Source organism: Agromyces rhizosphaerae, assembly GCF_027925245.1.
GTDB lineage: Bacteria > Actinomycetota > Actinomycetes > Actinomycetales > Microbacteriaceae > Agromyces > Agromyces rhizosphaerae.
The window spans coordinates 1,063,516-1,077,094 of the sequence record NZ_BSDP01000001.1 but is presented as its reverse complement, the minus strand read 5'-3'; the positions used below and the strand labels follow the sequence as shown (position 1 = coordinate 1,077,094).

Here is a 13,579-nt window from a genome sequence, read left to right as displayed (position 1 = left end):
CCGCCCCGGGGCATCCGCTCGGGGCATCCGCTCCTCGAGCACCACAGACATCCAGACCACCGCCGCCCGGACAGGCCGGGCGCGCGGGAGAGTGCCCCGCCAGGGGGCGTTCGAACAGAAAGAGAGAAAACCATGGCACCGAAGAAGAAGGTCACTGGTCTGATCAAGCTTCAGATCAACGCCGGCGCCGCGAACCCCGCTCCGCCGATCGGCCCCGCACTGGGCCAGCACGGCGTGAACATCATGGAGTTCTGCAAGGCGTACAACGCGGCGACCGAGTCGCAGCGCGGCAACGTGATCCCCGTCGAGATCACCGTGTACGAGGACCGCTCGTTCACGTTCGTGCTCAAGACCCCGCCGGCCGCAGAGCTCATCAAGAAGGCCGCGGGCGTGGCCAAGGGCTCGGGCGTTCCGCACACCACCAAGGTCGGCAAGATCTCGCAGGACCAGGTCCGCGAGATCGCCCAGCAGAAGATGGCCGACCTCAACGCGAACGACATCGACGCCGCCTCGAAGATCATCGCGGGCACCGCTCGTTCGATGGGCATCACGGTCGAGTAAGCCTCGATCAGCGGATGCCTCCGCCAAGCGGCATCCGCTCGTCACCAGACATTTTCGTGGCAGCGCCGGCCAGGCGCGATGACCACACACTCTTCAAGGAGAACCAACATGGCACAGAAGTCCAAGGCCTACCGGGCCGCGGCCGAGAAGATCGAGGCCGGCAAGTACTACACCCCGACCGAGGCCGTCGCGCTCGCGAAGGAGACCGGTTCGGCGAAGTTCGACTCGACCGTCGAGGTCGCGCTCAAGCTCAACGTCGACCCCCGCAAGGCGGACCAGATGGTGCGCGGCACCGTCATCCTCCCGCACGGCACGGGCAAGACCGCCCGCGTGATCGTGTTCGCGACCGGTGACGCGGCCGAGGCCGCCATCGCCGCCGGTGCGGACGAGGTCGGCGGCGCCGACCTGATCGCGAAGGTCGCCGACGGCTACACCGCCTTCGACGCCGCGGTCGCGACCCCCGAGCTCATGGGCCAGGTCGGCCGTCTCGGCAAGGTGCTCGGCCCGCGCGGCCTCATGCCGAACCCGAAGACCGGCACCGTCACCCCGAACCCGGCCAAGGCCGTGTCCGACATCAAGGGCGGCAAGATCGAGTTCCGCGTCGACAAGCACGCCAACGTGCACTTCGTCGTCGGCAAGGCCGGCTTCACCGCCGAGCAGCTCAACGAGAACATCGCGACCGCCCTCGAGGAGGTCGTGCGCCTCAAGCCGTCGAGCGCCAAGGGCCGCTACATCCAGAAGGGCTCGGTCTCGACCACCTTCGGCCCCGGCATCCCGCTGGACGTCAACAGCATCTAGTCGATCCGTCGACTCGCGCGAAGGGCCCGCCGATCGGCGGGCCCTTCGTCGTTCCCGGACGCCTGCGCCCGGTCAGGCGCCTTTTGGGGGATTCCCCCGATACGGTCCCCCGCGCAGGGGAGTACCCTCCGGAGCATGGACGTCATAGTCCTCGCAGGTGCAATCGCCACGGCGATGTTCGCGATCAGCCACTTCCCGATGCTGCGGAAGGCGATCGTGACGAGGGACCTGCACTCCTACAGCCTCGGCAACCTGGTGCTGCTGAACATCGCCAACCTGATCTACTCGCTCTACATCTTCACGCTGCCGATCGGGCCGATCTGGGTGCTGCACAGCTTCTACGTCGCCGTGGCGGCCACGATGCTGGCGCTCTACATCGGCACCGGCGCGCACCGCGCCGACCGCATCCAGATGCGCGCCTGGCGCGCCCGCCGCTCGGCGAGGAGCTCGAGCCGGCCGTCGCGGCGATCGCGGCCGCGCCGGCAGACCCGGCCGGTCCCCGCGCCGCAGGTGCCGGTGCCCGATCGCGGTGTCGCCGTCCCGCCGGGCGTCGGGTCGCGTGCGCACGATTCCGACCCGGCCACGGATCCCGCACCGATGGGGCACCTGCGACCCGTGTGAGGGGTGCGCGCCCCGCCGACCGGTGGCAGGATGCCGTCATGGGGGAAGTCACCGTGTACGTCGACTCGCTCGAGGGCCCCGACCGCGAGGCGGTGCGGCGCGTGTTCGACCGGGCCCGCGCGCTCGTCCCCGAGGCCGAGGAGGGGCGCGGCTACGGCATGCCCGCGCTGCGGTATCGGGGGAAGCCGCTGCTCGCCGTGCATGCGGCGAAGGGGCATCTCGGCATCTACCCGTTCAGTCCGGAGGCGGTGGAGGCGGTGGCATCCGATCTCGAGGGCTTCTCGCTCTCGAAGGGCACGATCCGCTTCTCGGCGGAGCAGCCGGTTCCCGACGAGGTACTCGACCGGCTGGTCGAGGCCCGGCGCGCGCAGATCGACGGCGGCTGAGAGGGGGCTCGTGACGGCAGCGGAGACCAGCGTGCCAGGGGGGCACCGTGCGCCGGCGTTCCTCGTGGTCGAGGGCCGGCGCGCGGGTGAACGGCTCGAGATCCCACCGGGCCGCAGCACCATCGGGCGCAAGGGCGATCTCGAGCTGGTGCTCGAGGACGCCGGGGTGAGTCGCGTCCACGCCCGGGTGGAGCGCACCGGCGACACCGTGCGGCTGACCGACCTCGGCTCGACCAACGGCACCATGGTCAACGACCGGCCGGTCACGAGCGCGCAGCCGCTGGTGCCGGGCGATCACGTGCGCATCGCGGCCGTCGAGCTCGCGTTCGAGGGCGCCGTGCGGCCCGACGTCGCTCCGCCCCGCCCGGGCGCCGCCGCGCATCCGCGGACGCCTGCGTCGGGCCGGCGGCGCATCCGACTCGCGCGGGTGCTCGTCGTCGGCGGGCTCGTGGAGGCCGTGGCGGTCGCGGCGATCGTGCTGGGCGTGGTGGCGACGGGCGGAGCGATCGGCACCGCGCTGCTCGTGGCCGCCCCGCTGGCGGGGCTGGCCGCGTCGGCGATCTCGATCGTGCGCCAGGAGCGGGCGGCCCGCGCGCACGAGCCGCACGCGCCGATGCCGAGCCCGGGTGGCGGCGCGGCGGCGCCCGACGCGGTGGCGGGGGCCCCCGGGCCGCCGACGGCGACCCCGGGAGCGCCCGCCCCGCCGACCGAGCCCACCACCCGGCCGCGTGCGGGCGGCTCCCAGTCGGCCACCACCGAGGCGCCGCGCATCCCCGCCGCCTCGCCCGCGGGCAGGGTCACCGTCGCCGTCGCGTCGGTCGTCGCGATCGCCGCGGTCGGCCTCGGTGGGGGGCTGCTCGTCGCACTCGTCGCGGTGGTCGTCCGGGCGACCGGGGTCGGCTGAGCGTCGGCCTACGCTCCGGCGGCATCCCCGCGGTCGTCGGCGCCGTCGACCCGGTCGGCGAGGTCGCCGAGGTACAGCTCGATGATCTTCGGGTCGTGCAGCAGCGCCTCGCCGGTGCCGGTGTGCGCGTCGCGGCCCTGCTCGAGCACGTACGCCCGGTCGCACACCTGCAGGCAGCGCCGGGCGTTCTGCTCGACCATGATCACGCAGACGCCCGACGAGCGGATGTCGTGGATGCGCAGGAACGTCTCGTCCTGCTTCACCGGCGACAGGCCCGCCGACGGCTCGTCGAGCAGCAGCACGCTCGGCTCGCTCATGAGCGCCCGTGCCATCGCGACGAGCTGGCGCTCGCCGCCCGAGAGGCCGCCCGCGCGCTTGCGCGACATGGCGCCGAGCTCGGGCAGGGTCGCCACGAGCTTGTCGTAGCGCTCCGCGAACCGCTTGGGCGACAGGTGCGTGCCGAGCTCGAGGTTCTCGCGCACGGTCATCGGCGTGAACACGTTGTCGGTCTGGGGCACGAAGGCCATACCGGATGCCACGAGGCGGTCGGCCTTCGCGCCCGTGACGTCGGTGCCGGCGATCTCGACCGCGCCCGAGCGCACGGGCACGAGCCCGAAGATCCCCTTCAGCAGGGTCGACTTGCCGGCGCCGTTGGGCCCGATGATGCCGACGAGCTCGCCGTCGGAGGCCTCGATGGAGCATCCGCGCAGGATGTCGACGTTCGGCAGGTACCCGGCGACCAGGTCGGTCACGCGCACGTGCGGCGCACCGGCGACGGTCTCGGTCGGTGCGGCTGCGGGTCGGGCGGCGTTCACGATGCGCTCCGTTCTGCGGCGCGGGCCGCAATGATCTGCCGGAGGTCGGTGTCGTGGTGGCTGCCGAGGTAGGCGTCGACGACCCGGTCGTCGGTGAGCACCTCGCGGGGCGCGCCCTCGGCGATGACGCGGCCGTCGGCCATCACGATCACGTGGTCGGCGATGTGCTTGACGACGTGCATGTCGTGCTCGACGAAGAGCACGGTGATGCCCTCGTCGCGCAGCGCGAGCACGTGATCGAGCAGCGACTGCGTGAGGGCGGGGTTCACGCCCGCCATGGGCTCGTCGAGCATGAGCAGCGTCGGGCGCGCCATGAGCGCTCGGGCCATCTCGAGGAGCTTCCGCTGCCCGCCCGAGAGCGAGGCCGCGAGGTCGCCGGCCTTCGCGTCGAGCGTGAAGCGGGCGAGCAGCTCATGGGCCCGCTCGGTCGCCTCGGCTCGCGCGGCTCGCCACGTCCACGGCAGCAGCGCCCGGCGCAGCTGCTCGCCGGGCTGGTCGCCCGCGCCGAGCAGCATGTTGTCGAGCACGCTCAGCCGGCCGAGCACGCGCGTGAGCTGGAACGTGCGCACCATGCCGAGCCGGGCGATGCGGTGGGCGGGAAGGTGGTGGATGTCGCGGCCGTCGAACGACCAGCGTCCCTCGTCGGGCCGGTCGAATCCGGCCAGCAGGTTGAACGTGGTCGTCTTTCCGGCGCCGTTCGGCCCGATGAGGGCCGTGATGCGCCCGCGCGGCACCTCGAGGTGGTCGACGTCGACGGCGACGAGGCCGTTGAAGCGGCGCACGAGGCCGTCCGCGGTGAGGATCGGCTCCGCGGCGGTGGGGTTTGCGGTGGGGTCAACTGCGGGCAAAGGACATCTCCTTCCGGTCGCCGAGCAGCCCCTGCGGGCGGAACAGCACGAGCAGGATGAGCGCGAGGCCCACGAGCGAGAAGCGCAGCTGCGCCGCATCCGCGAACCAGTCGAGCGCGCCGGTGCCGGCGAGCAGCGTGATCACGCGGTCGGTGACCTGCAGCAGCACCCAGAACAGCAGCGAGCCGACGATCGGCCCGAGGATGGTCGCGGCGCCGCCGAGCAGCACGATCGTGAACAGGTTGAAGGTCATGCGGGTGTTGTAGTCGGCCGGCGCCACCGATGCGGGCATGATCAGCAGGACGCCGGCGATCGCGCCGATCACCCCGCCGATGATGAGCGCCTGCATCTTGATGGCGTTCACGTTCTTGCCGAGGCTGCGCATGGCCTCCTGGTCCTCGCGCACGCCGCGGAGCGTGAGCCCCCAGGGGCTGCGCATGAGGCGCCAGACGATCACCGAGACGATCGCCACGACGGTCCAGGTGACGATCGCCCACCAGAGCGCGCTCGACGTGAAGACCCAGTCGCCGATCGTGATGCGGCCGGCGGGCAGCGGGTTCAGCGCGTCGAGGTCGGTCGAGTAGTCGGTGTCCTGCGAGGGGTTGTTCGTGATGCCCTGCGCGCCGCCGGTCACGTCGTCGAACAGCGAGGAGTTCACCGTGTAGCGGACGATCTCGGCGGCGGCGATCGTCACGATCGCGAGGTAGTCGCCGCGCAACCGCAGCGTCGGTGCGCCGAGCAGCAGCGCGAACCCGATCGCCCCGGCCACCGCGAGCAGCAGGGCGGCCCACCAGGGCAGGCCGAGCACCACGACGCCGATCGCGAACGCATACGCGCCGATCGCGACGAAGCCCGCCTGCCCGAAGTTCAGCAGGCCGGTGTAGCCGAAGTGGATGTTGAGGCCGATCGCGGCGAGGGCGAACGCCGCCGTCACCGGGGAGAAGGCCTGCTGGAATGCGCCCAGCAGCGAGTCGAGCACGTCCATGTCAGCCGATCCTTTCCGCGCGTCCGAAGATGCCGCTCGGGCGCACCATGAGCACGAGGATCAGCACCGCGAGCGCGCCCACGTACTTCATGTCGGAGGGGAGCCACAGCACGAGCACCTCGGTGAGCACGCCCACCAGGAGTGCACCGGCGAGTGCGCCCTTGGCGGTGCCGGGCCCGCCGAGGATCATCGCGGCGAACATCAGCAGCAGCGCCTTGAAGCCCATGTCGTACGAGACGTCGTTGAGCAGGGCGAGCAGCACGCCGGCCAGTGCGGTGAGGGCGCCCGAGAGCACCCAGACGAGCCGGATGGTGCGGTCGACGTCGACGCCGGTCGCGGCGGCGAGGTCGCGATTCGCGGCGACGGCGCGCGCGGCGCGACCCATGCGCGAGCGCATCAGCCAGACGCCGGTGACGGAGATCGCGACCAGGGCGATCGCCATGGAGACGTATGCGCTCGCGGGCATGACCACCGGGCCGAGGGTGACGGCCGGGATGGTCTCGGTCGTGACGCGCTTGGTGTTGCTGCCGAAGATCGCGAAGTAGCCGAAGCGGAGGAACATCGCCAGGCCGATGCTCGCGATCATCATCGGCACGAGCGCGACGCGCCGCCGGCGCATCGGGCGCCAGAGGGCCGCATCCTGCGCCCAGCCGAACGCGGCGCCGGCGGCCATCGCGACCAGCCCTGCGACGACGAGCGGCAGGCCGAACACGATGGAGCAGAGGAATCCGATCAGCGCCCCGAACGTGACGGTCTCGCCGTGCGCGAAGTTCGTCAGCCCCATGGTGCCGAAGACGAGGCTGAGGCCGAGCGTCGCGACGGCGAGGATCAGGCCGAGGTTCAGGCCGGAGACGAGCTGCTGGAGCACCTGGCCGAGGGAGACGCCCGACGCGGAACTCGAGCGGGAGCCGCCGCCCTCGGTGGGGATGCCGTCGTTCGCCGTCTGGCCGAGGTCGGCGAGCACGCGCTGCACCGGCAGGGTGTTGGCCTCGCCGAGGGTCACGGTGAAGCCGAACCGGTCGCCGCCGTCGAACGACGCGTCGATGGCGGACGTGTCGACGACCACGACGAACTCGCCCTCGCCGCCCGCGTCGAGCGTGGCGCCGATGCCGCGTTCGTCGGTGACGGTCTCGTCGAGTGCTCGGCCGTTCTGCCGGAGTTCGACCACGGCGCCCTCGACGCCCTCGCCGTCGGCGTCGACGATGCGGGGGATGACGCCCCACTCGGGCTCGGCTTCGGTCTCGGATGCGGTCGCGGTGTCGCCCGCGGCATCCGCTTCGGCCGCGACCGCGGGGGAGGGTGCGGCGAGCAGCAGGGCGCCGAGCATCGCGAGGAGCGCGACGAGCAGGGCGGGTCGGAAGCGGGCGGTGCCGGGCGGTGGGGCGGTGCCGGGCGGTGGTGCGGTGGCGTATGCAGGGGGTGCGTTCACGGGGTGGGACCTCTGGAGCGGCCGGCGCGTGGCGCCGGCGGGGATGGAACGTGGAGGGACCGCCGGGCGGGGGACAGGGGGTCTCGCCCCGCCCGGCGGTGGTGTGGGGGCTACTCCACGACCGCGAACGTGCCGTCGGCGGCGTAGACGAAGTGCAGGTAGTTCGTCGCGCCGACGTCGTTGTTGTCGTCGAACTCGATCGAGCCGGTCAGGCCGTCGTAGTCGATCGATCCGCCGTCCTCGAGGATCGCGAGGCAGTCGGCGTAGGTGGTGCAGGTCTCGCCGTCACCGGTGCTGCCCGACACCTCGGGCATGGCGGCGGCGATCGCCTCGCCATCGGTCGAGCCCGCGACCTGTGCGGCGAGGGCGGCGACGATCGTGGCGTCGTAGGTCGAGGCCGAGTAGGCGAACGCCGTGAGCTCGGGGTCGATCTCGAGCAGGCGCGCCTCGTACTCGGCCTGGGTGTCGACGTCGGCGCCGGGCTGGAAGGCCTGCACGCCCTCGAGGAACGACAGGTCGCTCACCGAGTCGGTGTAGTCGCCGAGCGTCGAGCTCGAGAAGTAGACGTTCGCCGACGGGAAGCCGTTGGTGCCGACGAGCTGCTCGACCATCGCGCCGCTGTAGACCGCGTACGAGAGGAACACGACCGCGTCGGGCTCGGCGGCGACGACCGCGTTGACCTGGGCGGAGTAGTCGGTCTCCTCGGTGTTGAACGACTCGTTCGCGAGCACCTCGAGGCCGGCCGCCTCGAAGTTCGACACCATGCCCTCCTCGAAGGCGGCGCCCCAGGCGTCGTTCTGCCAGATGATGCCCACGGTGGTGTGGCCGTCGCCCGCGACGAGGTCGGCGATGCGGGCCGACTCGAGCGCGTCGGTCGGAGCGGTGCGGAAGTAGAGCGGGCTGATGCCGGTGAGCGCCGAGGACGTGTTCGAGCCCGAGACCTGCACGATGCCCGCCTCGGTGATGGTCGGGGCCACGGCCGCGGCCATGCCCGAGCCGTAGGTTCCGATGACGATCGACGCGTCGGAGTTGAGCACCGTCTCGGCCGCCGCGGCCGCCGTGTCGTTGTCGGAGGTCGAGTCCTGCGCCTCGTAGACGACGTCCTGGCCGAACACGCCGCCGGCTGCGTTGATGTCGTCGATCGCGAGCTGCACGCCGGCGAGCAGCGGCTGCACGGCCGAGGCCTGCGCGCCGGTCTGGGGGAGGAAGCCGACGATGGTCAGCGGCTCGTCGGAGGTGGGCTCGGAGCCGCCGGTCGAGCAGGCGGTCACGGTGAGCGCGAGCGCCGCGGCGGATGCGGCGGCGGCCAGCGCCCGCGTGCCGCGACGGGTGCGTGTGGTCGGTTCGAGGTGCATCTGGGGGATTCCTTCGCTGTGTGATCGTGCGGAACCGGCGCCGGGGAGCGTCGGGTGATTGGATGCTAGTTTGTAGCCGAGCTTGTATACAAGCAAGTATGTGTTTCTGTTTGATTACAGGAGTACGGAACTGGGTACAGATCGGCATCCGGAGGTGGCCGCCGTGGATTTCCGTCGCAGCCGCGTCGAATCGTTGTACGCTGAGCCGGATTCGGCCGCTTCCCGCGGTCGTCCGACCCTCGCGAGGACACCGATGACCGACTACCTGACGACGCGCTCGCACCGCCGCCGCGCGTCGGTCGTGGCGTCGGAGTCGGTCTACGAGCGCCTGCGCGACGCGATCCTCTCGGGCGAGATCCGTCCGAACATGCGGCTGATCGAGGAGGACCTCGCCGAGGCACTCGGCGTCAGCCGGAGCCCCGTGCGGGAGGCGCTGCTCGCCCTCACCCAGGACGGCCTGGTCGTGCGCGACCGCGGCTGGGTGGTGCGCGACCACACCCCGCAGGAGGTGCTGCGCATCATCGAGGCGCGCGAGATCATCGAGACCGAGGCGGCCGCGCTCGCCGCGGCGCGCATTACCGAGGAGGAACTCGTCGAGCTCGAGCGGCTCGCCGAGCAGATGGAGTCATCGGGTGCCGACCGGCCCGCCCTCAACGTGCTGAACCGCGAGTTCCACACGAAGATCACGCACGCGTCGGGCAACTTCCTGCTCGACGAGTTCTCGCGCCGCACGAACATCAGCTACTGGAACTTCAGCATCGGCGCGATGCAGCCGCCGTCGGACGACCAGGTGGTGAACGGCCAGCACCGGGAGATCATCGCCGCGCTGCGGGCGGGGGACGCGGATGCGGCCCGGGAGCGCGTGCGCGAGCACCTGGAGCGCACGCTCGAGATCATGCGCGAGCTCGTGGGTGACTGAGCGGGCGGATGCCCGTGGCATCCGCCCGCCCGTCACCTCACGCGCGGCTCAGCCGACGCGGATGAGCTTCTTGTTGACGAACTCCTCGGCGGCGAAGCGGCCGAGCTCGCGGCCCGAGCCCGAGCGCTTGATGCCGCCGAACGGCAGCTCCGCGCCGTCGGCGAGCACGAGGTTCACGAAGACCATGCCTGCCTCGATGCGGTCCGCCACGCGGGCGGCCTGCTCGGGGTCGGTCGAGTAGACGTAGGAGCCGAGGCCGTACGGGGTGTCGTTCGCGATCGCCACGGCCTCCGCCTCGTCGGCGGCGCGGTAGACCTGGGCGATCGGCCCGAAGAACTCCTCGTGGCGGGCGTCGGCGCCGGCCGGCACGTCGGTGAGCACGCCCGGCTGCACGAACGCGCCCGAGCGGGTGCCGCCGGTGAGGGTCGCGCCCTGCGCGACCGCGCGGTCGAGCTGCTCCTGCAGGCGGTCGGCCGCGGTCTGCGACGAGAGCGGGCCGACGGCCGCGTCGGGCGCGTTGGGGTCGACCGCCTCGACGGCGGTGATGGCCGCGGTGAACTTCTCGACGAACGCGTCGTAGTGCTCGTCGAGCACGATGAACCGCTTGGCGGCGTTGCACGACTGGCCCGAGTTGTCGAGGCGCGCATCGGCGGCGGCCTGCACGGTGGCGTCGAGGTCATCGGTCGAGAGCAGGATGAACGGGTCGGACCCGCCGAGCTCGAGCACGACCTTCTTCAGGTTGCGGCCGGCGATCTCGGCGACCGCGGCGCCTGCGCGCTCGGAGCCGGTGAGCGACACGCCCTGCACCCGCGGGTCGGCGATGACCGTCTCGACCTGCGCGTTGGTCGCGTAGACATTGACGTAGGCGCCGTCGGGGAAGCCGGCGTCGCGCATGATCTGCTCGATCGCGGCGGCCGACTCCGGGCACTGCGGGGCGTGCTTCAGGATGATGGTGTTGCCGACCACGAGGTTCGGGCCGGCGAACCGGGCCACCTGGTAGTACGGGAAGTTCCACGGCATGATGCCGAGCAGCACGCCGAGCGGGCTGCGGCGCACGACGGCCGTGCCCTCGCCGGCGAGCAGGTCGATCGGCTCGTCCTTCGTGAACTCCTCGGCGTGATCGGCGTAGTACGCGTAGATCTCGGCCGCGAAGTCGACCTCGCCGAGGGCATGCTCGAGGGGCTTGCCCATCTCGCGCACGATGATCGCGGCGAGCTCGTCGCGACGCTCGGTGTGCAGCTCGGCGACGCGGCGCACGAGGGCTGCGCGGTCGGCGAGCGGCGTCTCGCGCGACCAGCCCGTGAAGGCGGCCTGGGCGCGGTCGATCGCGGCCGCGAGCTCCGCGTCCGTGATCGTGGGGTAGGTCGCGACGGTCTCGCCGGTCGCGGGGTTGACGACTGCATACTCGCTCATGCGAACAGCCTAGGTCGGCGAGCGGATGCCCCGGCACGACGTGTTGGCGGATTCTCGCGGCCGACCGTACAACCTGTACAGCGGGCGGCTCCGGTCCGCCGGATAGTCTGCGGTCATGACCGACCGCGCGCCGCTGCGAGGCATCCGCGTCGCCGACTTCTCGCGCGTCCTCGCGGGGCCGTACGCGACCATGCTGCTCGCGGACTTCGGTGCCGACGTGGTGAAGGTCGAGTCGCCCGAGGGTGACGGCACCCGGCAGTGGTCGCCGCCCGTCGACGCGCGCGGCGACGCCACCTACTTCGCCGCCGTGAACCGCAACAAGCGCTCGGTCGTGTGCGACCTCGCCACGCCGCAGGGCCGGGCGCGGGCGTGGGAGCTCGCGACGACCGCCGACGTCGTGGTCGAGAACCTGCGGCCCGGCGCGATGGCGTCGTTCGGGCTCGGCGTCGACGCGCTGCGTGCGGCGAACCCGCGGCTCGTCACCTGCTCGATCACGGGCTTCGGCAGCGGGGCCGGCGCCGCGCTGCCCGGGTACGACCTGCTCGCGCAGGCGATGGGCGGGCTCATGAGCGTCACCGGGCCCGCCGACGGCGAGCCCGCGAAGGCGGGCGTCGCCCTGGTCGACGTGCTCGCCGGAATGAACGCGGTCACGGGCATCCTGCTCGCGCTGCGCGCCCGCGACGACCTTGACGGCGACGGGCTCGGACGGCACGTCGAGGTCGACCTGCTGACCGGGCTGCTCTCTGCGCTCACCAACCAGGCCGCGGGCACGCTCGCGACCGGCACGCCTCCCGCGCGCACCGGCAACGCCCACCCGAGCATCGCGCCGTACGCCCTGTTCCGCACCGCCGACCGGCCGCTCGTGCTCGCGGTCGGCACCGATCGCCAGTTCCGCACCCTCGCGCGGCTCATCGGCGCACCCGGGCTCGCCGACGACCCGCGCTTCGCTGCGAACCCGGACCGGGTCGCGCATCGCGACGCGCTGACGGCCGCGCTCGAGGAGCGCCTGGCCGCCGCATCCGCCGCGCACTGGACCGACGTGCTCACCGACGCGGGCGTGCCCGCCGGGCCCGTGCACGACATCGCCGAGGCGTTCGCGCTGGCCGAGCGGCTGGGGCTGCCGTCGGTCGTCGAGCTCGGGGGCGGCGACGGGCTGCCGCCGAGTCGTTCGGTCGCGAACCCGATCCGCCTCGACCGCGGCGGAGCCGACTACCGACTGCCGCCCCCGCGCCTCGGCGAGCACGCCGACGCCGCCTGGCTCGACCGCCCCACCGACCCGGAAGGACCCACATCATGACCGATCCCGTCGACGCCGTCTTCGACCTCGACGCGCTGCTCACCGACGAGGAGCGCGGTTGGCGCGACCGTGCGCGCGAGTTCGCCCGCACCCGGCTCGCGCCCGTCGTCGAGGCGGACTTCGACGCGGGGTACTTCCGCGGCGAACTGGTGCCCGAACTCGGGGCCGCGGGCTTTCTCGGCATGCACCTCTCCGGGTACGGCTGCGCCGGCGCCGGTCCCGTCGCGTACGGCCTCGCGTGCCACGAGCTCGAGTACGTCGACTCGGGCTGGCGCACGCTCGTGTCGGTGCAGGGCTCGCTCGCGATGACCGCGATCGCGAAGTACGGCAGCGAGGCGCAGCGCGAGGCGTGGCTGCCGCGCATGGCGACGGGCGAGGCGATCGGATGCTTCGCGCTCACCGAGCCCGCGGGCGGCAGCGACCCGGCGGCGATGACGACCAGGGCCCGGTTCGACGGCGGCGAGTGGGTGCTCGACGGGGCGAAGCGCTGGATCGGGCTGGCCAGCGAGGCATCCGTCGCCGTGGTCTGGGCGCGCACCGACGCTGCGGGCGAGGAGGCGCTCGGCGATGCCGACGGGGCCGCCGCCGGTGGTCGCGTGCGCGGATTCGTGGTGCCGACCGACGCTGCGGGGTTCGCCGCGACGCCGATCGCGGGCAAGCGCTCGATGCGCACGAGCATCCAGTGCGACGTCGCGCTCGACGGCGTGCGCCTGCCGGCCGACGCCGTGCTGCCGGGCGCACGCGGGCTCTCGGCCCCGTTCACGTGCCTCGGCGAGGCGCGCTACGGCATCACCTGGGGTGCGATGGGCGCGGCCCGCGCGTGCCTCGACGCGGCGGTCGCCCGGTCGCGCTCGCGCGAGGTGTTCGGCCGGCCGATCGGGGCCATGCAGCTCACCCAGGCGAAGCTCGCCGACATGCTCGTGGAGTACGAGAAGGGGATGCTGCTGGCCCTCCACCTCGGCCGGGCGAAGGAGCGCGGGGCGCTGACGCCCGAGCAGGTCTCGGTCGGCAAGCTGAACGCCGTGCGCGAGGCGATCGGCATCGCCTCGCAGGCCCGCACGATCCTGGGCGGCGACGGCGTGACCGACGAGTTCCCGGTCATGCGCCACCTCGCGAACCTCGAGTCGGTGCGCACCTACGAGGGCACCGACGAGATCCACCAGCTCGTGCTGGGGCGGGCGCTGACGGGATCGCCTGCGTTCTGAGTGCTCCATGCGAACGCATGAAGCGGACGATCACGTCCCCCAA

At 72.3% G+C, this 13,579-nt stretch carries 14 protein-coding genes; 8 read left to right on the top strand and 6 right to left on the bottom strand.

Annotation, left to right across the window (positions count from 1 at the left end; genetic code table 11):
- Nucleotides 1–132 precede the first annotated feature (132 nt).
- The 5 genes from rplK (at nucleotide 133) to QMG39_RS05080 (ending at nucleotide 3,270) form a co-directional block, all read left to right on the top strand.
- The gene (gene rplK, locus QMG39_RS05100) at nucleotides 133–561 is read left to right on the top strand and encodes a 50S ribosomal protein L11 (RefSeq protein ID WP_281882791.1); all 429 of its coding nucleotides are present in this window, start codon (nucleotides 133–135) and stop codon (nucleotides 559–561) included.
- A 108-nt stretch (nucleotides 562–669) separates the two neighbouring features.
- Complete coding sequence (gene rplA / locus QMG39_RS05095; protein WP_281882790.1) at nucleotides 670–1,359, top strand: 50S ribosomal protein L1; 690 nt, start codon at nucleotides 670–672, stop codon at nucleotides 1,357–1,359.
- Nucleotides 1,360–1,494: 135 nt separating this feature from the next.
- The gene (locus QMG39_RS05090; protein ID WP_281882789.1) at nucleotides 1,495–1,980 is read left to right on the top strand and encodes a hypothetical protein; all 486 of its coding nucleotides are present in this window, start codon (nucleotides 1,495–1,497) and stop codon (nucleotides 1,978–1,980) included.
- Between the two features lie 38 nt (nucleotides 1,981–2,018).
- Nucleotides 2,019–2,366: an iron chaperone gene (locus tag QMG39_RS05085; RefSeq protein ID WP_281882788.1), complete on the top strand. Its 348-nt coding sequence runs from the start codon at nucleotides 2,019–2,021 to the stop codon at nucleotides 2,364–2,366.
- Nucleotides 2,367–2,376: 10 nt separating this feature from the next.
- On the top strand, nucleotides 2,377–3,270 hold the full coding sequence (locus QMG39_RS05080; protein ID WP_281882787.1) for an FHA domain-containing protein: 894 nt from the start codon (nucleotides 2,377–2,379) through the stop codon (nucleotides 3,268–3,270).
- A gap of 8 nt (nucleotides 3,271–3,278) precedes the next feature.
- Here QMG39_RS05080 and QMG39_RS05075 read toward each other — a convergent pair whose 3' ends face one another.
- The 5 genes from QMG39_RS05075 to QMG39_RS05055 all read right to left on the bottom strand — a co-directional run bounded on the left by QMG39_RS05075 (nucleotide 3,279) and on the right by QMG39_RS05055 (nucleotide 8,702).
- Nucleotides 3,279–4,085 (bottom strand): ABC transporter ATP-binding protein, encoded by an 807-nt coding sequence (locus tag QMG39_RS05075; protein WP_281882786.1) that lies wholly within the window; start codon nucleotides 4,083–4,085, stop codon nucleotides 3,279–3,281.
- Nucleotides 4,082–4,933 carry an ABC transporter ATP-binding protein gene (locus QMG39_RS05070; protein ID WP_281882785.1) on the bottom strand — a complete coding sequence of 284 codons (852 nt, stop codon included), beginning with the start codon at nucleotides 4,931–4,933 and terminating at the stop codon, nucleotides 4,082–4,084. Before QMG39_RS05070 ends, QMG39_RS05075 begins: the two co-directional genes overlap by 4 nt.
- On the bottom strand, nucleotides 4,920–5,918 hold the full coding sequence (locus tag QMG39_RS05065) for a branched-chain amino acid ABC transporter permease (RefSeq protein ID WP_281882784.1): 999 nt from the start codon (nucleotides 5,916–5,918) through the stop codon (nucleotides 4,920–4,922). Before QMG39_RS05065 ends, QMG39_RS05070 begins: the two co-directional genes overlap by 14 nt.
- 1 nt (nucleotide 5,919) lies before the next feature.
- Nucleotides 5,920–7,347, bottom strand: a complete 1,428-nt coding sequence (locus tag QMG39_RS05060; protein WP_281882783.1) for a branched-chain amino acid ABC transporter permease — start codon at nucleotides 7,345–7,347, stop codon at nucleotides 5,920–5,922.
- 110 nt (nucleotides 7,348–7,457) lie between these two features.
- On the bottom strand, nucleotides 7,458–8,702 hold the full coding sequence (locus tag QMG39_RS05055) for an ABC transporter substrate-binding protein (RefSeq protein WP_281882782.1): 1,245 nt from the start codon (nucleotides 8,700–8,702) through the stop codon (nucleotides 7,458–7,460).
- Between the two features lie 253 nt (nucleotides 8,703–8,955).
- Here QMG39_RS05055 and QMG39_RS05050 point away from each other — a divergent pair, with 253 nt between their 5' ends.
- On the top strand, nucleotides 8,956–9,621 hold the full coding sequence (locus QMG39_RS05050; RefSeq protein ID WP_281882781.1) for a GntR family transcriptional regulator: 666 nt from the start codon (nucleotides 8,956–8,958) through the stop codon (nucleotides 9,619–9,621).
- A 48-nt stretch (nucleotides 9,622–9,669) separates the two neighbouring features.
- Here the strand turns inward: QMG39_RS05050 and QMG39_RS05045 are convergent, their stop codons facing one another.
- Nucleotides 9,670–11,034, bottom strand: a complete 1,365-nt coding sequence (locus tag QMG39_RS05045; protein WP_281882780.1) for an NAD-dependent succinate-semialdehyde dehydrogenase — start codon at nucleotides 11,032–11,034, stop codon at nucleotides 9,670–9,672.
- A 115-nt stretch (nucleotides 11,035–11,149) separates the two neighbouring features.
- Here QMG39_RS05045 and QMG39_RS05040 point away from each other — a divergent pair, with 115 nt between their 5' ends.
- Nucleotides 11,150–12,331, top strand: a complete 1,182-nt coding sequence (locus QMG39_RS05040; RefSeq protein WP_281882779.1) for a CaiB/BaiF CoA transferase family protein — start codon at nucleotides 11,150–11,152, stop codon at nucleotides 12,329–12,331.
- Complete coding sequence (locus tag QMG39_RS05035) at nucleotides 12,328–13,536, top strand: acyl-CoA dehydrogenase family protein (RefSeq protein WP_281882778.1); 1,209 nt, start codon at nucleotides 12,328–12,330, stop codon at nucleotides 13,534–13,536. The genes QMG39_RS05040 and QMG39_RS05035 overlap by 4 nt, the downstream gene beginning before the upstream one ends.
- Nucleotides 13,537–13,579: the final 43 nt, after the last annotated feature.

Excerpts from the sequence above, each read along its gene's own strand:
- QMG39_RS05035 (WP_281882778.1), top strand. The coding sequence starts at position 12,328 with ATGACCGATCCCGTCGACGCCGTCTTCGACCTCGACGCGCTGCTCACC.
- rplA (WP_281882790.1), top strand. The coding sequence starts at position 670 with ATGGCACAGAAGTCCAAGGCCTACCGGGCCGCGGCCGAGAAGATCGAG.
- QMG39_RS05085 (WP_281882788.1), top strand. The coding sequence starts at position 2,019 with ATGGGGGAAGTCACCGTGTACGTCGACTCGCTCGAGGGCCCCGACCGC.
- QMG39_RS05050 (WP_281882781.1), top strand. The coding sequence starts at position 8,956 with ATGACCGACTACCTGACGACGCGCTCGCACCGCCGCCGCGCGTCGGTC.
- QMG39_RS05045 (WP_281882780.1), bottom strand. The coding sequence starts at position 11,034 with ATGAGCGAGTATGCAGTCGTCAACCCCGCGACCGGCGAGACCGTCGCG.
- QMG39_RS05055 (WP_281882782.1), bottom strand. The coding sequence starts at position 8,702 with ATGCACCTCGAACCGACCACACGCACCCGTCGCGGCACGCGGGCGCTG.
- QMG39_RS05040 (WP_281882779.1), top strand. The coding sequence starts at position 11,150 with ATGACCGACCGCGCGCCGCTGCGAGGCATCCGCGTCGCCGACTTCTCG.
- QMG39_RS05090 (WP_281882789.1), top strand. The coding sequence starts at position 1,495 with ATGGACGTCATAGTCCTCGCAGGTGCAATCGCCACGGCGATGTTCGCG.
- rplK (WP_281882791.1), top strand. The coding sequence starts at position 133 with ATGGCACCGAAGAAGAAGGTCACTGGTCTGATCAAGCTTCAGATCAAC.
- QMG39_RS05065 (WP_281882784.1), bottom strand. The coding sequence starts at position 5,918 with ATGGACGTGCTCGACTCGCTGCTGGGCGCATTCCAGCAGGCCTTCTCC.